The sequence below is a fragment of the Parapedobacter sp. ISTM3 genome (assembly GCF_016533505.1).
GTDB classification, from domain to species: Bacteria; Bacteroidota; Bacteroidia; order Sphingobacteriales; family Sphingobacteriaceae; genus Parapedobacter; species Parapedobacter luteus.
In genome coordinates this window covers 63104-83186 of sequence record NZ_JAENGN010000016.1, presented here as the reverse complement: position 1 = coordinate 83186, position 20083 = coordinate 63104, and the positions used below count along the sequence as shown (strand labels likewise).

Below are 20083 nucleotides of genomic sequence, written 5' to 3'. Positions count from 1 at the left end.
ACCTAATACGCCCTCGCAAAAAGCACACGCTGCGTCGAAGGCTTCCCGGTACGTATACACACACCCGTTTCTTCTTTATTGGCCAACGGAATACAGCGGATCGTCGCTTTGGTTTCCTCCTTGATGAGCTTTTCGGTTTCGACAGTGCCATCCCAATGCGCAGACACAAAGCCGCCTTGCTCATCGAGTACCCGCTTAAACTCGTCATAGGTCTCTACCTCCACGGTATTCGCATCACGGAAACCCAATGCTTTTTCATAGATTGTGTGCTGGATAGTTTCCAGTAACTGTTCTATCCGGTCGGCCAATCCCGCTTGGGATACCGTTTCCTTGGTCTGGGTGTCACGACGTGCTATCTCCACCGTACCATTTTCCATGTCGCGTGTCCCTACGGCGATACGCACAGGCACACCTTTGAGTTCCCACTCGGCAAATTTAAATCCGGGCCGGTGTGTATCGCGGTCGTCATACTTGACAGAAATACCTTTGGATTTCAATTCGGCAATCAGCGTATCCGCCAATCCGCCTATCGTTTGCCGCTCTTCCTCATTTTTGTATATCGGCACGATGACCACCTGTATGGGTGCCAACTTCGGTGGCAGCACCAATCCTTGGTCATCGGAATGCGCCATAATCAACGCCCCCATCAGCCGGGTAGACACTCCCCATGACGTAGCCCAAACATAATCGAGCTTCCCGTCTTTGGCTGTAAATTTTACGTCAAACGCCTTGGCAAAATTCTGCCCCAAAAAATGAGATGTGCCCGCCTGCAGGGCTTTACCATCCTGCATCAGTGCCTCAATGCACAGTGTGTCCAAGGCTCCGGCAAACCGTTCGTTTTCTGTTTTGCGGCCTCGTACCACGGGCAGGGCCATCCAATTTTCGGCAAAGTCGGCATAAACTCCCAGCATTCGCGCTGTTTCTTCCATCGCTTCTTCACGTGTGGCGTGGGCGGTGTGGCCCTCTTGCCAAAGAAATTCGGCCGTACGAAGGAAAAGCCGGGTACGCATTTCCCAGCGAACAACGTTTGCCCATTGGTTGACCAAGATGGGCAAATCGCGATAGGACTCTATCCATCCCTTATAAGTATTCCAGATGATGGTTTCAGAAGTGGGGCGCACAATGAGCTCTTCTTCCAACTTTGCTTCTTCATCGACCACGATGTTGCCCGAACCGTCATTCTTTAAGCGGTAATGGGTCACCACGGCGCACTCTGTGGCGAACCCTTCAACATGCGAAGCTTCCTTGGAAAAAAAAGATTTTGGAATGAACAAAGGAAAATAAGCATTGCTATGCCCTGTATCTTTAAACATCTTATCGAGCGCCGCTTGCATCTTTTCCCAAATGGCATAGCCGTAAGGTTTTATCACCATGCATCCCCGCACCGCAGAGTGCTCAGCCAGGTCAGCCTTTACGACAAGTTCATTGTACCACTGGGAATAATCCGTTTTGCGACTTGTAATTCCTTTGCTCATAGTTGACTTTCTATAAAATTAGTGTAATTTTTGCGGATTGCAATACGTTTAACCGTAATGTACTGTTTAAATTTTGCCAAGCAAAGGTAGTCCCTTTTGGCAAATTTACCGAACAAAAAATGATCGGCGGATTAAACCAATCATACAAAATATCGTCTATACACATAAAAGCGAGGGCTTTAACCAAACGAAAGGATAATTGACATGAAGACCAATAGATTAGTAGTCAGCGTAATAACCTTAGCAAGCATTCTGCTTTTGGGTGCGTGCAGCACGTCGAGGCAGGTTGCATTCCGCGACGACGTCTATAATAATAATGCCCGGGCAGTGGAGGAAAGTTATCAAAGCCCGGATTATTATTATGATGAACGGGCTCAGCAGGATGAGCAACAAGCGGTAGCAGCGGACGGATATTATGAAGACGAGTATGCGGATGATGGCTATTACAATGATTATTATGCTGATGAGTACAGCGACAGTGAATATGCCAATCGGATAAACCGTTTTTATTATAATTCCCCCGGCATGAGCTATTATGACCCTTGGTTTGATCCATGGTTCGGATTCAATTCCTGGTACGGACCCGGATGGGGCATGGGCTGGGGTGGCGCCTGGAGTCTCGGTTTCGGCTGGGGTTGGGGTGGCTGGGGCCTCGGTTGGGGCAGCAGCTGGTATAACCCTTATTTCGGCGGTCATTGGGGCTGGGGTTCACCTTATTATGGCAGAGGCTTCGGGGGTCCCTATGCGTACAGCCGCTGGGGTTGGGGCGGCTGGGGTGGCTATTATCCCGGTGCCGTTATTATTGACAACCGCACGAGAGGCACCCGCACGGCCTCGCGTTCGCGCATGGATGTCCGGACAGGCCGCTCAAGTAATGCCGTTGGATCATCCCGGACAGCGACCAGAACGGCGATTAGCCGTGATGCAAATGGCCGCATTTCCACTCGCACGGTAGCTACGAGAAGTGCAGGCGATGCGACCCGTACTTCGGTCACCCGTGGAGGTGCAACCTCTACCGTTAGAGGTGCTCGGCCAAGCAGTACACGCAGTACCGGCAGCTCCGAAGGTATACGGAGTGCCCGTCCCGCCGGTCAGACTGCCCGGCCAGTAGGGACAACCACTCGTAGGCCTGCGGGGCAAAGTGCTCGCCCCGCTTCGACTACCCGTCCAACTGGGAGCAATGCCCGGCCTGCCCGCCCGGCTTCCTCTACACGTCCAAGTAGCGTAGCCCCCCGGTCATCCGGAAGCGGCAGCAGAGGTTCTTCCGTATCACCTCCATCCCGTTCTTCAGGTTCCAGCGGTGGCGTTAGCCGTGGTAGCAGTGGTAGCAGCAGCCGTGGAGGCGGAAGAGGCAGAGGTTAATCGTTATTCCATCAGAGCACGACAACAATATTATAAAAGACAGGTCAGCTACAATCTATACCAAAGGATTGGCTGGCCTTCATTATACAAGTTTCAATGTACTAAACATATGATAAAGCCAAAAAGCATAATAGTCTTAGCGTCGTTATGGGGATGCGCATTTATCCCTGCCCAAGCGCAATCGTTGGATGAGTTTTTGCGGTTTTCACAACCCGAACAGGGCGCATCTGCGCGATTTAAGGCACTTGGAAATGCCCAAACGGCACTCGGTGGGGATCTCAGTTCGGTATCCGGAAATCCCGCCGGCCTCGGATTCTTCGGACAATCGGACATCGGCTTGTCTTTTGACTTCAGCAGCGATGTCAACAGCGCCTTATACTTTGGTACTAATAGCAGTAACAATGTCGATAAGTTTGCCATCAACCAAGCAGCTGCGGTCTTTCATATCCCCACCAGGAAAGTGCGCGGCAGCAACCTTTCGTCAGGCTGGCTCAACTTCAATGTCGGTATCGGCTATCACCGGACAAACAACTTTCATTCTACACTGGGATTTACCGGCGTAAACCATGAGAGCAGCTACGGTGACTTTATGGCGTTGGAAGATGGTTTCCTCCTTGGTGATATCGGTTGGCAGTTTGGCATGGTAGACGAAAATGCCAATGGCCAGTTGATTCCAATGACCGCGGTGGACAATGTACAAACCGCATATTACCGTGAGCAAGGACATCAATCCGAAACCAACCTTTCTTTCGGTGCTAACTATTCGAATCAATTCTACATCGGTGCAAGTGTGGGCTTCACCCGTATCAACAACCGTATGAACCGGCTGTTTATGGAAGATGGTGCCATCCTGGATTATGGTTATATTTATAGCCAAAACCCCGGCTCCCGTTTTGTGAACCCGAACCACAGTGACTACGGGATATACAACCCCCTCTTGGAATCGGCGTATGAATTTGACGACGAATACTGGTCAAACACTACCGGAAACGGATTTAATGCTAAGCTTGGTGTAATTTTCAAACCAGTCCCGCAAGTTCAGATCGGACTTTCGGCCACCACACCGACTTGGTATAGCCTCACCAACGATTATGAAGACTACTTCGGTATTACCAATTACCTGACAAACGGTTCGGATAATTTTGACGAAAACCCCGGTGATCCGGTATATTATGATTACAACCTGCGTACCCCTTACAAACTAAGCGGTGGCGTAGCCTATATCTTTGGCGAAGGGCTTTTGAGCGCCGACATTGACTACGTCGATTACGCTAGCATGTCGATGTCTTCGTCCGATGCGGTATATGACCGCGATTTCAATGATGGGATTGCGGCTACTTATGGTAGTGCCGTCAATTTCAGAATAGGCGGTGAGTACTTAATTGCTCCGCTATTGATGGTCAGGGCTGGGTACGGCTATGCTGGCAGCCCGTACAAAGATGAAGGCATTGATTATAGTGGTCAAACGGTTTCCGGTGGCCTGGGCTATCGCATCAACAACGTCTACGTAGATTTGACTTACCAAAATTTCCAACGGAGTTACAACATGAGCCCTTATCTGTTAGACGACGCAGCTGGCTGGTATAGTCCGGTTGCCGAAGTAAAAAACCAGCGGCATAATGTGCTATTGTCCGTGGGCTTAAAGTTTTAGGAAACAGGGAATCATCCAAGCCAGTCCGATACTAACGGCGAAAGGCCTGTCCGAAATTTTTTGGACAGGCCTTTTCGATTTTGTGTCCCGGTTACCCGCAGACTGGGCGGCATCACCTATGTGGAGAACCAGAGATCAAGCTTTATTCACAAAAGCGCGCAACATCCAGTTCTGTTTTTCGTTGAATTGCATAAACGCATTGATCATGTCATTAGTCCCCTCATCTTCTGCTTCCGAAGTAATTTCCAGCAAATCACGCTGCATGGCGATTAGCGCTTCCAAATCCTCGATGATAGCCTTGACCATGTCGACATCTTTCATCCCGATGGTATCTGCCTCCTTGAGTTCAGCGTTCTCTACATAATCCTTGAATGTGCTGAAGGGGGATTTACCCAGTGTAAGAATGCGCTCCGCCAACTCGTCAATGGTTGTCAGTGCATTGGTATACAATTCTTCGAACTTCGCATGCAACGTAAAGAAATGGTTCCCGCGGACATTCCAATGGCATCCGCGCAATTTCTGGTAATGAATATGATAGTTGGCTAATAAATCATTCAGGTGATCAACAACCGGCCTTAGTTTTTTCTCTTCTAGACTAATTACTTTTGGGTTCATGATGTTATAAGTTTATTTGTCTGTAAAACAGCTGAAGCTACAAAAAGTTTCCCATGTCATCATGGGGTGCGTTTCTTTCTGACAAAAAGATTATAGTTTTCATGCTTCTCCACATAGATATCTTCGCCGATATCAATGAAACCGTCCAACGCCACTGCATCGTACCACTTGCCTTCTATCTCGACCTTGCCGGATGGGCGGAGTACGGTCTTGGCTTTGCCCTCCTTGTCGACTATTGCGCTATTTTTCTGCGAAGAGGTGTATCCTTCCTGCGAACGTTGTTCGTCCTGCAATACCAGACGTTGGAAAGCACGGCTTCTCAACAGATTTTTGCCAAAAATAACCATCACGATGGTCGCCACCACCATAGAGGCGATGACCAATAAAAACGAATTGAACAGCATACCGGGCTCACCAATTGAAAAATCAAAATAATCGTTAACAACCATACTGAATGCCAACCCACATACCAGGCAGATAATACCCAATATACCCGCAACACCGAAGCCAGGGATTACAAATAACTCCAGTAATATGAGTACCAAGCCAGCTATAAACAACGCAATCTCCCAATTGTCGGCCAGCCCTTGAAGGTATAGCGGTGCAAAGAAAAGTACGGCTGCGATAATGGCAACAACCAATGCAAAGCCAATACCCGGGGTCTGCAGCTCAAAATAAATCCCACCGATAATGAGCAGCATCAGTATGCCGCTAACCGCTGGATTGATAAGAAAGGCGATAATCCGGTCAATGGCTGTAATGCGATGCACCGTGATCTGCGGATCACGTATCCCCTCTGCGGCGAGCACTGCGTCTGCCGACGCAACTTCCGCTTCCGCCAGCCGGACGTCAACAGCTTCCGACGACGTCAGTGTAAGCACTTTACCGGCAGGTTTGATGTGGGGTAGATCCACATCTGGATCTACAAACGCTTCGGCGATCTTCGGATCACGGCCCTTGGCTTCGGCTGTTGCCCGCATCAGGCCCCGCATATAGGATTGGTGCTTTTCGGGGAGCACCTGCCCTGATTGATCAACGACACTCGCGGCACCAATGCTGGACCCCTTGCTCATGTAAATCCGGTCGGTAGCCAACGCTATCAGCGCGCCTGCCGAGGCAGCATTGTGGTTGATGAAAACCACCGTCTTAACCGACGAATCCAATATCCGAACACGGATGGAATCCGCAAAATTGACCATCCCGCCAAATGTATTCATCTCGATAAGTACCAAATCCACTTTGGCCTGTTCCGCTTGGGCGAACGCATTTTTTACCGTTCGCCAGGCATTGGGACCGATATCTTCCTTTAGATCAAACCGGTAAACCTGTTGCGCCTGTACGGAAAAACTCACGAGTAACAGTCCAAAGAAGAATGACGCCAGCCCGAACAGTTTCTTTGTCTGCTTTTTTTTGCACATATCGTTCAAAACCTTATAATTTTGAGGGCTATTAATTAATGGATAAATATACATTAAAAACGGTATTCCAAAAAAGTTTTTTGGGACTCATTTGGCGCATTGAAGCCGATACGGCAAATGGTGTGCTTGCCATCGAAACCCGCAACCGGGATCAAGGAACCCCTTCATTTTCGGTAGTAGACTACACAACGGGCGTTTCGTTGATCCATGAAATACCCTATGGCGACCGCCATTGGACCTTAGCCGGGATTATTGAGGGTAAATTGATTGTTCGGGCGTTTGGCACGGACAGTCCCGACCATCCTGGCATCGCCTGCCTTGATGCCTTTACCGGTAACCTCCTGTGGGAACAGTTTAACTATACGTTGCTGGGTATCGCCAACCGGCAACTCATTGTCAGGCATCGCAGTTTTGCCGCCGGCTACGAACAATACCTCGCGCCATCCGACGGAAATTTAACACAATTTAACATTTCAGTCGATAAACCTATTGGCTCTGCCGTAGTCTTACCCCGGACGTATACGGCAGACGTTCCTACGTTTCTGAAAAATTATGCGGTTTATGGTGATATTTTTTATTGCCAGGTAGGTTTAAAACATATCTGGGCTTTCCATGAAAAAGATGGACAGGCATTCCGTGTCAGACTGGTTGTATCCAGCGGACGAGCCATATTGGCGGATGTGGTTGTGTTAGCAAACCTGGTTAAAATGACACCGGAAGTTTTTTTTATGATTGATCAGTTGCTTTTCATCATCAGCGATAATAAACAGGAAATTGTTTCGTATTTAGTATAATTGCAACGAATTTTTAACATGAGCATTACATATAAAACCACCTATTTATACCGTACCTCTTTTTTTATGGCGCTGCTAATCGGTTGTTGCAGCTTTTCGTCAAAGGCTTCATCTGTACTGGATTCCATAGGTGTGAGTTATGAAAATGGCAAAAAAATAGTTATCCACCAATTGGAGGCGCGAGAAACGTACTACGGGTTGAGCAGGCAATACGGGGTACCCGTCAAGCAAATCATCGCTGCCAATGGCAATAAATCACTAAAAGTTGGCGATACCGTGCGCATCCCCGCAGCAGATTCAAATGCCAACGCCGGTAATAGCACGACAAACGATACCGGATCGACAGCCCTCGCTGCCGCGGATGTAGCCGCTCCCCCGGCATTATCGCAAGACGAATACACCGCATACAAGGTTGGCAACGGCGAAACCCTCTTCAATATTTCCAAACGGTTTGTCATATCCGTTGAAAGCATCAAACGCGCAAACGGTCTCACCGACGAAGCACTGAAAGCGGGCACCATCCTGAAAATTCCAAACAAGGAACTTCCGCCCGCGCCTCCCAAAGCGAGCCAGCTTATTGTCACGGAAGATTCTGCGGCCAGTGAAGCGGATCCACTGGTCATCCCCGAAAACCGATATGGCATCCGTGAAATGACCGAAAAAGGAGTCGGCGTGTGGATAGATGACCTCAACCAAGGGGAAGGCAGCATGCTTGCGTTGCATAAAACCGCTCCCATCGGTACCGTGATCAAAATCACTAACCCAATGACGAACCGCACCGCGCTGATTAAAGTGGTGGGCAAATTTGCAGAGACTGCAGAAACGAAGGATGCCATTATTGTTGTCTCAAAATCAGCAGCGTCTTTAATCGGCGTACTCGATAGACGCTTCCAGGTGGAAATCTCCTACGGCACCCCAAATGACTCAAACTAACGCACCGTACGTCGTTGGCATCGCGGGAAGCAGTGGCTCTGGAAAAACATTTTTTCTGAATAGTTTCCTCAACCACTTCGCCCCGCACGAGGTGGCGCTGATCTCGCAAGACGATTATTATATCCCTGCGAATACCAAGACACGGGAAGAGAACAAATTATATAACTTTGATCTGCCCACGGCTATTGACCGTGCCGCATTTTTCCGGGATATTGAAACGCTTGTCGATGGCCGGACCATTTTCCGGAAAGAATACACCTTCAACAATCCGGCGTTGAAACCGAAATTGCTGGAGACCCGGGCTGCCCCTATTTTAATTATTGAAGGATTATTTATTTTTTACTACGAGGAAGTAAACGCCTTGCTCAATCATCGCATATTCTTGCATGCGGAAGAAGAAATCGCTTTGCAAAGACGCCTAAAAAGAGACTTGGTTGAGCGCGGCTACAACGATGAAGACGTGCGATATAAATGGGTAAATCATGTCATGCCCGCCTATCGGCAATATCTTCTGCCCTATCGCGACCTGTGCGACCGCATTATCATTAATAATACGGATGATCCGGCCCCCCTTGTGGCAATCATAGACGAAATTTCCACCGAGCTGCGCACAAAAGTCTTCTAAAGCTGCATCTCAGGAATCATTCCTGACGCCTTGAATCTGCCTGCCGTGGCATTGCGTATTTCATCAACACTGACTCCGGGAGCGCGTTCCAGCAAGTGGAAACCACCGTTTTCGATATCGACCTCGAAAACCGCCATTTCGGTTATCACTTTCCGGATGCAGCGCACTCCTGTAAGCGGCAGCGTGCACCGGGAAAGTAGCTTGCTCTCCCCGGCCTTACTAACCTGCTGCATGGCTACGATAATGTTTTTGGCCGACGCTACGAGATCCATGGCCCCGCCCATGCCTTTGACAAGCTTTCCCGGTATTTTCCAGTTGGCGATGTCTCCGTATTCCGACACTTCCATCGCGCCGAGGATAGTTAGGTCGACCTTTTGCGCCCTAATCATTCCAAAGCTCATCGCCGAGTCGAACACCGAAGCGCCAGGCGACATGGTAACGGTCTGCTTTCCGGCATTGATGAGATCGGCGTCTTCCTCTCCTTCGTAGGGGAATGGCCCCATACCCAGCAACCCATTTTCAGACTGCAATACCACTTGCATACCGTCAGGTATAAAATTCGCCACTAACGTCGGTATACCGATGCCCAGGTTCACATAATAACCGTCTTTTATCTCCTGAGCGATACGCTTGGCTATCCCGTTTTTATCCAGCATAATCTACCGCTTTCGTTAAATTGATTCCCTCACGTTTCCTCACCGTGCGTTGTTCAATCCGCTTTTCATAGCCCTGCCCCTGGAAAATCCGATGCACATAAATACCAGGAGTATGAATGTGATCGGGATCCAATTCACCTGCGTTTACGAGCTCTTCCACTTCCGCAATCGTAATCCTTCCGGCCATGGCCATCACAGGGTTGAAGTTACGGGCCGTTCTCCGGTAGATTAAGTTGCCGGCGGTATCTCCCTTCCATGCTTTTACAAGCGCAAAATCAGCTTCAAAGGCCATTTCCATCACATAGTCTTTGCCTCTGAAACTCCGTATTTCCTTTCCCTCGGCCACCTCAGTGCCTACGCCGGCAGGCGTGAAGATCGCGGGCATGCCATAGCCCGCCGCAAGGCAGCGAGTAGCCAAGGTGCCCTGTGGGATCAATTCCACTTCAAGCTCGCCGCTGAGCAACTGCCGTTCAAATTCTGCATTTTCTCCCACGTAAGAGGCTATCATTTTTTTTACCTGGCGTTTCTGGAGCATCATGCCGATGCCGAAATCATCCACTCCTGCATTGTTTGAAATGCAGGTAAGCCCCGAAATGCCCTGCCTGACGATTTCATTGATACAATTTTCGGGTATACCGCACAGACCGAAACCGCCCAACATGAGCGTCATACCGTCAGTGATACCTACGATGGCTTCGCGCGCGTCATTTACAACCTTATTAATCATGACGTTTATACATTGGTATATATTGGGTACTTCCCTACCGGGAATGTCCACAAGTTACAAAACTTATGACAATCATCCAAGTCTCCACATCAGCCCGTCAAAAATTTCCCGTGTTAATTGGAATTTTTCTAAATAAAGCCTTAACTTTGCAACGTGATGTATGATGAGCGCCCATTGATTGTGTTGACCACGGCGGAATGCCGGTTGCCCGGAGCGGCCGATCCGCAAACCTATAAAGGCTTTAATCCGTATGGCCCCGGCTGTGGGTGTGAATTCAAAAAGTGCTGTAAAAAATACAAGCGCGGTAAGCGGTGCAAAAAATGCCCTAAAGGTTAATCTTCCACGAAATCCAAATCCTTATTGAAACTTTCCTTTAGCCTGCTTAGGGCAAACATAGCGATTGCCGTGAGTATAAAGATCATGATATAGGCGGCCATGATGATCCCGAAACGCCCAACAAAAAACTCAAACAGCAACGTGGAAGGTATCAGCGCCCCCCGCACAAAATTCGGAGCAGTGGTCGTGACCGTGGCACGCAGGTTAGTACCGAATTGCTCGGAGGCGATGGTTACAAACGTTGCCCAATATCCTACTGCGGTGCCCATACAAAACGCTATCCAATGAAAGCGTTGTTCTGAAAGCCCATCACTGCTTAAATACCAAGTGGCGGTTCCGATGATAAACAACTGGAAGAGAAAAACAACCAGTCGCCTTGATTTTGTCAGCTGCGCCAATAATCCGGCGAAAATATCACCGATCGAAATCCCGATATAGCCAAACAGAATGCCCTTGCCTGCACTTAATGTGACGGGCGCGTTCAATGCGCTGCCAAATTCGGGAGCCTGTGTGATTAAAATGCCCACCACAAACCATATTGGCAGCCCTATTAGCAAACAATACAGGTAACGTTTGAAACGATCCGGATCAGTAAATAACATACTGAGCTTTCCTTTTTCCACAGGTTTGCCTGCCACATCTTTAAACATGCCCGATTCAAATGTACCAACACGAAGGACAAGCAGCAGCAACCCCATCCCTCCGCCTACGAAATAGGCGTTTCGCCAATCAAATATTGCCGAAACATAGTAAGCTGCTATAGCTCCCAATACGCCCACTGACGCCACGATCATGGTACCGTATCCCCGCTTCTCTTTACTCATACTCTCGCTGACCAGGGTAATACCGGCACCTAATTCGCCCGCTAATCCGATGCCCGCGATGCAACGAATGATTGCATATGAATGGATATCATATACAAATCCGTTTGCGATGTTGGCTACCGAATACAGTAAGATAGACCCAAACAAGACCTTAATGCGACCAAATTTGTCACCCAATACCCCCCAAAGTATCCCGCCAACCAAGAGCCCGGCCATCTGCATATTGAGCACATACTCGCCGTCTACCCGCATATCGGCTTCAGGAATACCGATATCGTGAAAACTCTGGACACGGACAATGGAAAAAATAACCAAATCGTAAATGTCGACGAAATAGCCTAAAGCGGCTACAATAACCAACATCCATACGTTTTTGGTGTGAGATACTATTAGGCTTCTATCCTCGGTCATTTATAATAGGAATTACCGTGCTAAAATAAAATTTAAATCGAATGCTGGCATCTTCTTCTTAAAATTTCATGCGGTCAATCATATTATTTACTAACTATCGTCATGCCCATATACCATTAATAAGCCGATTTTCGTTATATCTAAAAAGCAATAGGTTATGTACCCGAGACGCAAATGGTTGGAGTTTTATCGTAAACTTGGTTTCCTGCTGTACAGCATCGCTGCGGTTGACCGGCATATTGTACCCGCGGAACGCAGCGCACTCAAAGAAGAGGTCCAGACAAATTGGCTGGATTTGGAAGACACGGCCGATGCCTTTGGTAGCGACGCCGCGTTTCAAATTGAAAGCCTCTTCGATTGGTTGGATGATGCAGATTATGCCCCAGCCAACGCTTTTGACGAATTTGAGGCTTTTGTCCAGGAAAATCCGGATTTCTTTGTCGAGGCTATCAAAGAGCGGACCTTGGGCTCTGCCCACCGAATTGCTCTGGCGTTCCATGGCCGTAACAAAGACGAGCTATCCCTGCTATACCGGCTGGAGCAATTGCTTGGCAGCCCGGCGAAGCCCGTCTAATCGCACGGCAGCGCTTACGTTGCATCCTAAGAAAGTATTCGACCGCTGGATAGTACCACCGCCCTGGTAAAGCTGGCGATGGCTATCGATTTTTTCATCTTTCAAAATTTGTGGCTACCTTAGTAGTCCTATCCGGCTACGGAGAATGCACGGAAATGGTCATACGGCTATTGGTGCGTGTACGACAAAAACAAATGGCAACAGTTAATCAATACAAGGGCGTGACCATCAAGACATTGATACTGCAAGGAGAAGGCGAACAGCTTGATTTCAAAAATAAGATTAGCAGCTGCGCAAAAATTGCCAAAACATTGGTTGCTTTTGCCAACAATAAGGGCGGAAAGTTGCTAGTCGGTGTCGCCGACAACGGTTATATCAAAGGCGTGAAAAACGAAGACGAGGAAAGGTATATGCTCCAACGGGCCGGCCATCTTTATTGCCGGCCGGCCATTGATCTCCATTTTGACGAAATATATGTAGATGATAAGCTGGTGCTACTTGCCGAAGTGGCAGAAAGTGACACGAAACCACATTATGCCCTTAGCGAGGACCAGCGCTGGTGGGTGTATGTCCGTGTAAAAGACAAAAGCGTCCTCGCCGGGAAGGTGGTGGTCGATGTATTGCGCCGGGGCAGCCAACCAAACGGAATATTCATCAATTATACGGAAAAAGAGAAGGAATTACTGGAATATGTCCATACACATACCAAATCGCAACTGCCCGAATTGTGCAAACATCTCCGGCTCTCTAGGCGCAAGACACAGCGGATCCTCGTTAATCTGATTGTCGCTGGCGTTCTCCAGGTGCACAGTGGGGACCACGAAGAGTATTATACCGAAAACCCGGTTTAGCTACCTATTAGTTTTTCCCTATCTTTGTCCGTTAACCAAATATGTGCAATCTCATGAAGAAATTAATGTTACACCTTGGTACAGCCGCATCATTGATGTTCGCATGCAATGGCGGTAGCCAGGAAGCAGCCGAAATTGAGCAATTACGCAACGAGGCAATTGCTGTCCACGACGAAATCATGCCCGAAGTCAGTGCTTTTGATCGTAATACGGTAAGAATAGACTCCTTATTGGCAAGCCTTCCCCAGCTCAAGGCAGCTTACCCCGACTTGGACACGACACAAACACGTACAGAACTCACGGCCCTTAAAACCCGGCTGGAGCAGGCAACCGATGCTATGATGGAGTGGATGACGAACTTCGACGTAGCGCCTCAGGACAAATCAAACGCTGAGATCAAGGCCTACTACGAAGAAGAGGTCGAGAAAGTCAAAGACCTTCGACAGCTCTTTGAAGAAGTCGCTAAAGAAAGTACAGATAAATTAGCTCAATTTTAGCCACCCATGCGTATCGTCTCTTTTCTTATCGGTAGCTGGATTATCGGAGCCATAGCCGGATGCAGCAATCAGGAAACCAAAACGCTTCCAATCTTAGGTAGCCGCGAGCCTATTACGAAGGCGGTGGACGGCAAGACACTGACAGACACGCTGTACCATAGTATCCCCGAGTTTAAGCTGCTTAATCAGGACAGCACTTTCATTACCAACCATACATTTGACAATGGGGTGTATATCGCCAACTTCTTCTTCACGCATTGTCCAAGCATCTGCCCTACCATGCAACGCAATCTCCTGAAGGTATACGAGCGGTACAAAGGTGATGAACGCGTGCGGTTTCTCTCCCATAGCATCGATTTTCGCCACGACTCCCCTTCGGTGCTCAAGCGTTATGCCGATAAACTGGGCGTCACCAACGACCAATGGCAGTTTGTCACCGGCAGCAAAGCCGAAATATACAGCCTGGCAGATGCCTATATGGTCTATACAAAAGAAGACGGCGATGCGCCGGGCGGATATGACCATTCGGGCTATTTCCTTTTGGTGGATAAAGACAAGCACATTCGGGGAGCTTACGACGGCACGAATGACGCTCAGGTACAGCTCTTGCTCGACGAATTGGCTCTCCTCTTAAAGGAATATGAGTGATGCGGAACACCTATATCTATGGCTGTGCCGCATTGCTATCCGTGTATGTACTGTTCCATTCCTGTCAGAGTGAAGACGCCATCCGAACCGCGCAGTATGCTGTAAATGGCCAAAAGCTATATGCCGCCCAGTGCCAAAATTGCCATGGTGCCAAGGGCGAAGGACTGGGAAATTTGTATCCGGCATTGACGGACAGTGCATTTTTGCTCAACCATCGGGAGCAACTGGCATGCATAATTAAAAATGGGCTTAAAGACACGATCACCGTCAACGGACAACTGTTTGATGGTGAAATGCCGCCTAACCCGCAACTTGCCCCTATTGAAATCGCCTACGTGCTCACCTATGTGGGCAATTCATTTGGCAATAAAATGGGGATCTTCACCCTTGAAGAGATCAATCAAGCATTGAAAGCATGCAAATAGCGGGAGCCTACAAGACCAGTTCGCGGTACAACCGTTCGAGTGTTGTTTGTGCGTCCGTACATAGCCCGGGATGTACGGGCGATGTCTGAATGACCGTGCTCCGTTTTGCGGTAAGCCACCGGAAACGTTCGGCTGCTGGCAACTTGGCAATCGGCCCGCCGTCATGCGATCCGTGACACGTTCGCTGGAATGCCAGCAGGTAAGCTTCCAATTCGTCGGCATCGCAAGATGGGCAAAAGGCTTGCAGCTTGTTTTCGTCCAAGGAATACCGCATATCCAAAAAGCGCTGCCCCCGGCAATACAGCACCACTCCTACGTTGAAAAATTCCTCGCGTTCCACTTTAGGCACCAAGCGGATTACTGCATACTCAAATAACCCGTTTTCTTGCATCTTGTGCTTCGTTTACAAAATTTTCAGACGCCGCCGCCCGCATCGTTATAAACCGCCGGTATACTTCCCGGGCTTCTTCCGGTGATTGCACATCGTGGTTTGCCAACCATTCATCAGGCACCAATTGAACAATACGCTGAATGACAGAGGCCGTGAGTTTGGGTCTCAATTCAGCGTCAGCCTCCCTCAGTTGTGATGCCCAGGGAAGCAATACATGATTATTCACCTGTGTAAAAGACCTCACAGCCTGCTCGTGCCAGTTATCCCAGGTATGGTGGAAATAGAGCGACGCCCCATGGTCTATTAGCCACAGCTCCTTATGCCACATCAACATATTCGTATTTTTGGCGGTCCGATCCACATTAGTCAACAAGCAATCCAACCAGACGATGCGGGAAGCCAGCGCCGGGTCCAACGTGGTCACTACGGGGTCAAAGGTTATGGCCCCGGAAAGATAATGCAGGGCTAAGTTAAGTCCTGTGCTGGCCTGCAGCAAGTCCTGTATCTCTTCGTCGGGCTCTGTCCGGCCGAAAGCTTCGTCAAGTTGAGCAAACACAATCTCCGGCACCCGGAATCCCAAGGCCCGCGCGATTTCGCCGCCAAGCAGTTCGGCGATCAAGGCTTTGCTTCCCTGGCCGGCACCACGAAATTTGAGCGCGTACAAGAAGCCATCATCGGCCTCCGCAAGGGCCGGCAGCGACCCGCCTTCGCGCAAGGGTGTCACATAACGCGTCACCCGTACTGTCCGTATCGTTGAAGTATCCACGCCCAAATATCTGTATTATTTTAGTAATACGCTACGCGAACTTCGTTGACTTATTCTTTTCGCTCGCATCTTATCCTTATCTTTGCTCCTAACATGGATACTTCAGTACAATACAATAGGGTCATTGAACATTGCCAACAGTTATTTATAAAAAAAACAGCCGACTACGGCACCGCTTGGCGCATTATGCGACTGCCATCCATCACCGACCAGCTTTACATCAAAGCTCAACGTATACGCACGCTGGAAGAAAAAAAAGTCAGCAAAGTGGGCGATGGGGTAGCTGATGAATACATTGGCATTGTGAATTATTGCGTAATTGCGATGATGCAGTTGGAACTGGGCGAAACCGGCGACGAACAACTCCCATTAGATACCGTAGCCCAGCGGTACGACCATGCCATCCAGGAAACCAAAGAGCTAATGTTTGCCAAAAATCACGACTACGGAGAGGCTTGGCGGGACATGCGGCTGACGTCGCTTACCGATCTCATTTTAATGAAAATCCACCGGGTGAAGCAAATCGAAGACAATCAAGGACAAACCGTGGTATCGGAAGGTGTCAGAGCCAACTACCAAGACATGCTCAATTATGCTGTTTTCGCACTGATTAAACTCGGACTGGCAACCAACGACCCCCTAAAGCATACCGCAGATGCAGGCATCCAATAACTACCAAACAACGACTAACTACTTCTTAGGATTTTCCAGAATCGTCACCGGACTGTTATTTATTTTCTCAGGGCTCATCAAGGCGAATGATCCGACTGGATTTGGGTATAAACTGGAAGAATATTTCCATGTCTTCGGCACCCATTTCCTCAATGACTATGCAGTGGCTATCGCCATCGTGGTCTGTGGTTTCGAAGTCCTCCTCGGTGCGCTCTTATTGCTCGGCTTTTGGGGACGTTCGGTTGCCTGGGGATTATTGATACTGATCTTATTCTTCACTTTTCTCACGTTCTACTCCGCATTTTTTGAAGTGGTCACCTCGTGCGGGTGCTTCGGTGATGCCATACCACTTACACCGTGGCAATCTTTCGGCAAAGACCTCGTGCTGCTGGCGCTTATCCTGGTTATCTTCGTCAATAGAAAGCGGATTAAACCCATCACGTCTGACAGATACACCCAATCAATCACTACCGTTGCGCTCGTCGTTATATCACTGGGTATTGGCATATACACCGTTAATTTTTTGCCGTTCATTGACTTTCTGCCTTATAAAAAAGGGAATCACCTCCCCGCGCTGATGACGCTTCCCGAGGGTGCCGAAGGCGACCAGTATGAGGTCGTATACACCTTAAAGCATAAAACGTCGGGTGAAAAGAAAAACGTGTCGGACAAGGTCTATCTTGCCGAAGAGCTTTGGAAAGATGATAATTGGGAAATTATCGGCGACCCGGAAAGCAGATTGGTGAAAAAGGGCTATCAGGTACCTATACCGGATCTCTTGATCACGGATGCCAATGGCGATGACTTCACGCAGCAACTTATTGAAAACCCCTATTACAACATCATCGTGGTAGCCTGGGATTTGGAGTCGACAAATCTAAACGCATTGCGTACAATCAATGCGCTGGTCATGAACGCGGCAGAAGCTTACAACATCCGTTCTATACTCCTCACGGCAAGTAGCACCCAAGAAGCAGAGCGGATAAGCAATGAATTGGACTTGCTTATGGAAGTGTTTTATGCCGATGCGGTGCCGCTCAAAAGCATGGTGCGGGCAAACCCCGGCATTTTACTCATGCAGAATGGCACGGTAATCGACAAATGGCATTACAATACACTGCCAACGTTTGACGTGCTGGACAAGACCTATTTCAGCAAAGACTATTGATAGTTCCGAATGCCTGACGAAAACAACAACACGAACACCAAAGCGGTCTTCCTCATCGGTTTCATGGGAAGCGGTAAGACTACCTGGGGTCGCAAGCTGGCGAACCAGACTGGACGCGCATTTATCGACCTTGACGAAACAATCGTTAGCGAAACCGGCGTCGCCATTACCGACTATTTTGCACAGCATGGAGAATGTGCTTTCAGGGAACTCGAAAGCCGCATCTTAAAGAACTTACCGTTGGACCGCCCCACGATCGTATCTACTGGCGGCGGCGCCCCCTGCTACTTCGACAACATGGCTTGGATGAATAAAACCGGGATAACCATATATTTTTATCTGCCTGCCAAAGCCCTATGGGACAGACTTATGCAGACTGACGTCAGCACACGTCCAGCACTCAATGGGTTGTCGGGCGAAGCGCTGTTGGCATTTATCGAGACTAAGCTTGCTGAACGGGACCCCTATTACCGACAGGCCGGGCACGTGGTAAACCAGCTGTCGCTGAAACTGGAAGAATTGGTCAAGTTGGCAAACTGACTTTGTGCATAATTTTGTATCTTTATGCCAGTTTTACCGTGAAGTCAAATTCCTTTTTTATGATTCGGCGTTCTACCTCGCTATTGACAGTTGCTGTTATTTCACTTTTTATAACGTCCTGCCTACCATCCAATCTCGGCAGTAGTGATTTCCGTTATGCCGCCAATAAAATCAAACTCACCAGTGTTAGCGACTTATATCGTTTTTTTACTTACAACGAAAAACGTTATCCCCTGGTCAGTGCTCATCGCGGTGGACCCGCGCCAGGATTCCCGGAGAATGCCATCGAGACGTTTGAAAACAGCTATCGCCATCAGCCAATCATCATTGAATTCGATGTCCGTCTCACGAAAGATTCGGTCTTGGTGCTGATGCACGATGAAACCCTTGACCGAACCACATCCGGTACCGGCAAGTTGAGTGAAATCACGTTTGCGGCCCTACGAAAACTAAGGCTGAAAGACTCCGAAGGCAATTTAACGGCCTATCGCATACCTACGCTTGACGAAGCACTCCAATGGGGGGCTGGAAAAGTTGTCTTTACTATCGATGTTAAGCGCGACGTACCCTACGCTGCCGTCATAGAAGCGATACGGCGAAACAGCGCACAAGCCTACAGCGTCGTAATCACGTACAATGCCGATCAGGCGGCCGCTGTACACCAATTGGCTCCGGACTTGATGATCTCGGCGTCCATCCGATCAGCGGATGATTTACTCAGGCTCAGTGACCGCAACATCCCTGATAACCGTCTCCTCGCTTTTGTAGGCACCAGTGAGGCGCCCACAAGCGTTTATGAACTGCTTCATGGCCATGGCATCCCTTGTATCCTGGGGACCATGGGCAATTTGGACAAGCGGGCGGCGACACGGGGTGATACGGTGTATACCGGATTGGTTGAACGGGGAGCGGATATCCTGTCTACCGATAGGCCCATTGAGGCAGGCAGGGCACTCCATGCTTATCGCAACGCACACAAACTTACATCGCCCTTTGTCAATTAGCACCCTATGTCTATCCATGTATCCAACCTTCATAAGTCATACAACGGGCATCCAGCACTAAAGGGTATTACCTTTACGGCCAAACCGGGCAGGATTACGGGATTCCTTGGACCAAATGGCGCCGGCAAGTCTACAACCATGAAAGTTCTTTCCGGAAGTATTTCACCCACCGGCGGATCCGCTTCGGTATACGGTATCGATATCCGGCAAAACGCGCTGGCGGCGCGGCGCCACCTGGGTTATTTACCTGAAAATAATCCCCTGTACGGGGATTTGTATGTACACGAAACTTTGGCCTTCATCGCTGCATTACATCAGATACCACAAAAAAAAAAGCGGATCGCGGAGGTCATTGCTTTGACCGGCCTCGGTCCTGAACAACATAAGAAAATCGACCAGCTGTCCAAGGGCTACCGTCAACGCGTGGGCATCGCGCAGGCGATACTACACAATCCGGACGTGCTTATCCTGGATGAACCCACATCGGGGCTGGACCCCAATCAACTACAGGACATCCGCTCATTGATCAGACATTTAGGCAAAGAAAAAACCGTGCTGCTATCTACACATATTATGCAGGAGGTGGAAGCGGTCTGCGATGACGTGGTCATCATCCATCAAGGCGAAATCATCGCCGATTTCCCGCTCAATGAACTTTCGGGTCGCTACGCGGACAATAATCTCGAAGCGCTATTCGTCCGGCTGACGTCCTAATATCGC

Annotated in this window: 23 protein-coding genes; 15 read left to right on the top strand and 8 right to left on the bottom strand. The window is 49.0% G+C overall.

Annotated features, from left to right (window positions below):
• Positions 1-2: 2 nt before the first annotated feature.
• The gene (gene proS / locus JHJ32_RS18400) at positions 3-1475 is read right to left on the bottom strand and encodes a proline--tRNA ligase (RefSeq protein ID WP_200121965.1); all 1473 of its coding nucleotides are present in this window, start codon (positions 1473-1475) and stop codon (positions 3-5) included.
• 204 nt (positions 1476-1679) lie between these two features.
• Here proS and JHJ32_RS18395 point away from each other — a divergent pair, with 204 nt between their 5' ends.
• Positions 1680-2837 carry a hypothetical protein gene (locus JHJ32_RS18395; RefSeq protein ID WP_200121964.1) on the top strand — a complete coding sequence of 386 codons (1158 nt, stop codon included), beginning with the start codon at positions 1680-1682 and terminating at the stop codon, positions 2835-2837.
• 109 nt (positions 2838-2946) lie between these two features.
• Positions 2947-4488 carry an OmpP1/FadL family transporter gene (locus tag JHJ32_RS18390; RefSeq protein ID WP_200121963.1) on the top strand — a complete coding sequence of 514 codons (1542 nt, stop codon included), beginning with the start codon at positions 2947-2949 and terminating at the stop codon, positions 4486-4488.
• A gap of 135 nt (positions 4489-4623) precedes the next feature.
• On the opposite strand, the gene JHJ32_RS18385 is transcribed toward JHJ32_RS18390, so the two are convergent.
• Positions 4624-5103 carry a Dps family protein gene (locus JHJ32_RS18385; RefSeq protein WP_079715697.1) on the bottom strand — a complete coding sequence of 160 codons (480 nt, stop codon included), beginning with the start codon at positions 5101-5103 and terminating at the stop codon, positions 4624-4626.
• A gap of 59 nt (positions 5104-5162) precedes the next feature.
• Positions 5163-6521, bottom strand: coding sequence for a nodulation protein NfeD (locus tag JHJ32_RS18380; RefSeq protein WP_200121989.1), 1359 nt, complete (start codon positions 6519-6521; stop codon positions 5163-5165).
• 38 nt (positions 6522-6559) lie between these two features.
• Here JHJ32_RS18380 and JHJ32_RS18375 point away from each other — a divergent pair, with 38 nt between their 5' ends.
• From JHJ32_RS18375 to JHJ32_RS18365, 3 genes are read left to right on the top strand one after another with little or no spacing between them, the layout of a single operon-like run.
• Positions 6560-7315, top strand: a complete 756-nt coding sequence (locus JHJ32_RS18375; RefSeq protein WP_200121962.1) for a DUF4905 domain-containing protein — start codon at positions 6560-6562, stop codon at positions 7313-7315.
• A gap of 18 nt (positions 7316-7333) precedes the next feature.
• Positions 7334-8248, top strand: a complete 915-nt coding sequence (locus JHJ32_RS18370) for a LysM peptidoglycan-binding domain-containing protein (protein WP_079715694.1) — start codon at positions 7334-7336, stop codon at positions 8246-8248.
• Complete coding sequence (locus JHJ32_RS18365; protein ID WP_079715693.1) at positions 8235-8873, top strand: uridine kinase; 639 nt, start codon at positions 8235-8237, stop codon at positions 8871-8873. Before JHJ32_RS18370 ends, JHJ32_RS18365 begins: the two co-directional genes overlap by 14 nt.
• Here the strand turns inward: JHJ32_RS18365 and JHJ32_RS18360 are convergent.
• The 3 genes from JHJ32_RS18360 to JHJ32_RS18350 form a co-directional block, all read right to left on the bottom strand.
• A complete protein-coding gene (locus JHJ32_RS18360; RefSeq protein ID WP_079715692.1) occupies positions 8870-9529 on the bottom strand; it encodes a 3-oxoacid CoA-transferase subunit B in 660 nt (219 codons plus the stop codon). The two genes, JHJ32_RS18365 and JHJ32_RS18360, sit on opposite strands and share 4 nt — an antisense overlap.
• On the bottom strand, positions 9519-10256 hold the full coding sequence (locus tag JHJ32_RS18355) for a CoA transferase subunit A (RefSeq protein WP_079716013.1): 738 nt from the start codon (positions 10254-10256) through the stop codon (positions 9519-9521). Before JHJ32_RS18355 ends, JHJ32_RS18360 begins: the two co-directional genes overlap by 11 nt.
• Before the next feature lie 332 nt (positions 10257-10588).
• Positions 10589-11779, bottom strand: a complete 1191-nt coding sequence (locus tag JHJ32_RS18350) for an MFS transporter (RefSeq protein WP_370584541.1) — start codon at positions 11777-11779, stop codon at positions 10589-10591.
• A gap of 205 nt (positions 11780-11984) precedes the next feature.
• Between JHJ32_RS18350 and JHJ32_RS18345 the strand changes: the two genes are divergently transcribed.
• From JHJ32_RS18345 to JHJ32_RS18325, 5 genes are all read left to right on the top strand, one after another.
• Complete coding sequence (locus JHJ32_RS18345) at positions 11985-12401, top strand: hypothetical protein (protein ID WP_079715689.1); 417 nt, start codon at positions 11985-11987, stop codon at positions 12399-12401.
• A 194-nt stretch (positions 12402-12595) separates the two neighbouring features.
• Positions 12596-13252 (top strand): helix-turn-helix domain-containing protein, encoded by a 657-nt coding sequence (locus tag JHJ32_RS18340; RefSeq protein ID WP_233632746.1) that lies wholly within the window; start codon positions 12596-12598, stop codon positions 13250-13252.
• A gap of 65 nt (positions 13253-13317) precedes the next feature.
• Positions 13318-13749 carry a transposase gene (locus tag JHJ32_RS18335; protein WP_139378535.1) on the top strand — a complete coding sequence of 144 codons (432 nt, stop codon included), beginning with the start codon at positions 13318-13320 and terminating at the stop codon, positions 13747-13749.
• 6 nt (positions 13750-13755) lie between these two features.
• On the top strand, positions 13756-14397 hold the full coding sequence (locus JHJ32_RS18330) for an SCO family protein (protein ID WP_079715687.1): 642 nt from the start codon (positions 13756-13758) through the stop codon (positions 14395-14397).
• Complete coding sequence (locus JHJ32_RS18325; protein WP_200121961.1) at positions 14397-14822, top strand: cytochrome c; 426 nt, start codon at positions 14397-14399, stop codon at positions 14820-14822. The genes JHJ32_RS18330 and JHJ32_RS18325 overlap by 1 nt, the downstream gene beginning before the upstream one ends.
• 7 nt (positions 14823-14829) lie before the next feature.
• On the opposite strand, the gene JHJ32_RS18320 is transcribed toward JHJ32_RS18325, so the two are convergent.
• On the bottom strand, positions 14830-15213 hold the full coding sequence (locus JHJ32_RS18320; RefSeq protein WP_079715685.1) for a DUF3037 domain-containing protein: 384 nt from the start codon (positions 15211-15213) through the stop codon (positions 14830-14832).
• On the bottom strand, positions 15191-15985 hold the full coding sequence (locus JHJ32_RS18315; RefSeq protein WP_370584540.1) for a HipA family kinase: 795 nt from the start codon (positions 15983-15985) through the stop codon (positions 15191-15193). The genes JHJ32_RS18320 and JHJ32_RS18315 overlap by 23 nt, the downstream gene beginning before the upstream one ends.
• Positions 15986-16072: 87 nt before the next feature.
• On the opposite strand from JHJ32_RS18315, the gene JHJ32_RS18310 reads away from it, so the two are divergent.
• The 5 genes from JHJ32_RS18310 to JHJ32_RS18290 are packed head-to-tail and all read left to right on the top strand — an operon-like array spanning position 16073 to position 20077.
• Positions 16073-16651, top strand: coding sequence for a DUF1599 domain-containing protein (locus tag JHJ32_RS18310; protein WP_200121960.1), 579 nt, complete (start codon positions 16073-16075; stop codon positions 16649-16651).
• Positions 16635-17819 carry a BT_3928 family protein gene (locus tag JHJ32_RS18305; RefSeq protein ID WP_200121959.1) on the top strand — a complete coding sequence of 395 codons (1185 nt, stop codon included), beginning with the start codon at positions 16635-16637 and terminating at the stop codon, positions 17817-17819. Before JHJ32_RS18310 ends, JHJ32_RS18305 begins: the two co-directional genes overlap by 17 nt.
• A 9-nt stretch (positions 17820-17828) precedes the next feature.
• Positions 17829-18359 (top strand): shikimate kinase, encoded by a 531-nt coding sequence (locus JHJ32_RS18300; protein WP_079715682.1) that lies wholly within the window; start codon positions 17829-17831, stop codon positions 18357-18359.
• A 59-nt stretch (positions 18360-18418) separates the two neighbouring features.
• Entirely contained in the window at positions 18419-19363 is a 945-nt protein-coding gene (locus JHJ32_RS18295) for a glycerophosphodiester phosphodiesterase family protein (RefSeq protein ID WP_200121958.1), read from the top strand.
• Positions 19364-19369: 6 nt separating this feature from the next.
• A complete protein-coding gene (locus JHJ32_RS18290; RefSeq protein WP_200121957.1) occupies positions 19370-20077 on the top strand; it encodes an ATP-binding cassette domain-containing protein in 708 nt (235 codons plus the stop codon).
• Positions 20078-20083: the final 6 nt, after the last annotated feature.

Bases quoted from the DNA above. Each gene is read 5' to 3' on its own strand.
- proS (WP_200121965.1), bottom strand. From the start codon at position 1,475: ATGAGCAAAGGAATTACAAGTCGCAAAACGGATTATTCCCAGTGGTAC.
- JHJ32_RS18340 (WP_233632746.1), top strand. From the start codon at position 12,596: ATGGCAACAGTTAATCAATACAAGGGCGTGACCATCAAGACATTGATA.
- JHJ32_RS18365 (WP_079715693.1), top strand. From the start codon at position 8,235: ATGACTCAAACTAACGCACCGTACGTCGTTGGCATCGCGGGAAGCAGT.
- JHJ32_RS18290 (WP_200121957.1), top strand. From the start codon at position 19,370: ATGTCTATCCATGTATCCAACCTTCATAAGTCATACAACGGGCATCCA.
- JHJ32_RS18345 (WP_079715689.1), top strand. From the start codon at position 11,985: ATGTACCCGAGACGCAAATGGTTGGAGTTTTATCGTAAACTTGGTTTC.
- JHJ32_RS18310 (WP_200121960.1), top strand. From the start codon at position 16,073: ATGGATACTTCAGTACAATACAATAGGGTCATTGAACATTGCCAACAG.
- JHJ32_RS18355 (WP_079716013.1), bottom strand. From the start codon at position 10,256: ATGATTAATAAGGTTGTAAATGACGCGCGCGAAGCCATCGTAGGTATC.
- JHJ32_RS18325 (WP_200121961.1), top strand. From the start codon at position 14,397: ATGCGGAACACCTATATCTATGGCTGTGCCGCATTGCTATCCGTGTAT.
- JHJ32_RS18370 (WP_079715694.1), top strand. From the start codon at position 7,334: ATGAGCATTACATATAAAACCACCTATTTATACCGTACCTCTTTTTTT.
- JHJ32_RS18350 (WP_370584541.1), bottom strand. From the start codon at position 11,779: ATGTTGGTTATTGTAGCCGCTTTAGGCTATTTCGTCGACATTTACGAT.
- JHJ32_RS18305 (WP_200121959.1), top strand. From the start codon at position 16,635: ATGCAGGCATCCAATAACTACCAAACAACGACTAACTACTTCTTAGGA.
- JHJ32_RS18390 (WP_200121963.1), top strand. From the start codon at position 2,947: ATGATAAAGCCAAAAAGCATAATAGTCTTAGCGTCGTTATGGGGATGC.
- JHJ32_RS18295 (WP_200121958.1), top strand. From the start codon at position 18,419: ATGATTCGGCGTTCTACCTCGCTATTGACAGTTGCTGTTATTTCACTT.
- JHJ32_RS18375 (WP_200121962.1), top strand. From the start codon at position 6,560: ATGGATAAATATACATTAAAAACGGTATTCCAAAAAAGTTTTTTGGGA.
- JHJ32_RS18395 (WP_200121964.1), top strand. From the start codon at position 1,680: ATGAAGACCAATAGATTAGTAGTCAGCGTAATAACCTTAGCAAGCATT.
- JHJ32_RS18335 (WP_139378535.1), top strand. From the start codon at position 13,318: ATGTTACACCTTGGTACAGCCGCATCATTGATGTTCGCATGCAATGGC.
- JHJ32_RS18380 (WP_200121989.1), bottom strand. From the start codon at position 6,521: ATGTGCAAAAAAAAGCAGACAAAGAAACTGTTCGGGCTGGCGTCATTC.
- JHJ32_RS18330 (WP_079715687.1), top strand. From the start codon at position 13,756: ATGCGTATCGTCTCTTTTCTTATCGGTAGCTGGATTATCGGAGCCATA.
- JHJ32_RS18360 (WP_079715692.1), bottom strand. From the start codon at position 9,529: ATGCTGGATAAAAACGGGATAGCCAAGCGTATCGCTCAGGAGATAAAA.
- JHJ32_RS18320 (WP_079715685.1), bottom strand. From the start codon at position 15,213: ATGCAAGAAAACGGGTTATTTGAGTATGCAGTAATCCGCTTGGTGCCT.
- JHJ32_RS18300 (WP_079715682.1), top strand. From the start codon at position 17,829: ATGCCTGACGAAAACAACAACACGAACACCAAAGCGGTCTTCCTCATC.
- JHJ32_RS18385 (WP_079715697.1), bottom strand. From the start codon at position 5,103: ATGAACCCAAAAGTAATTAGTCTAGAAGAGAAAAAACTAAGGCCGGTT.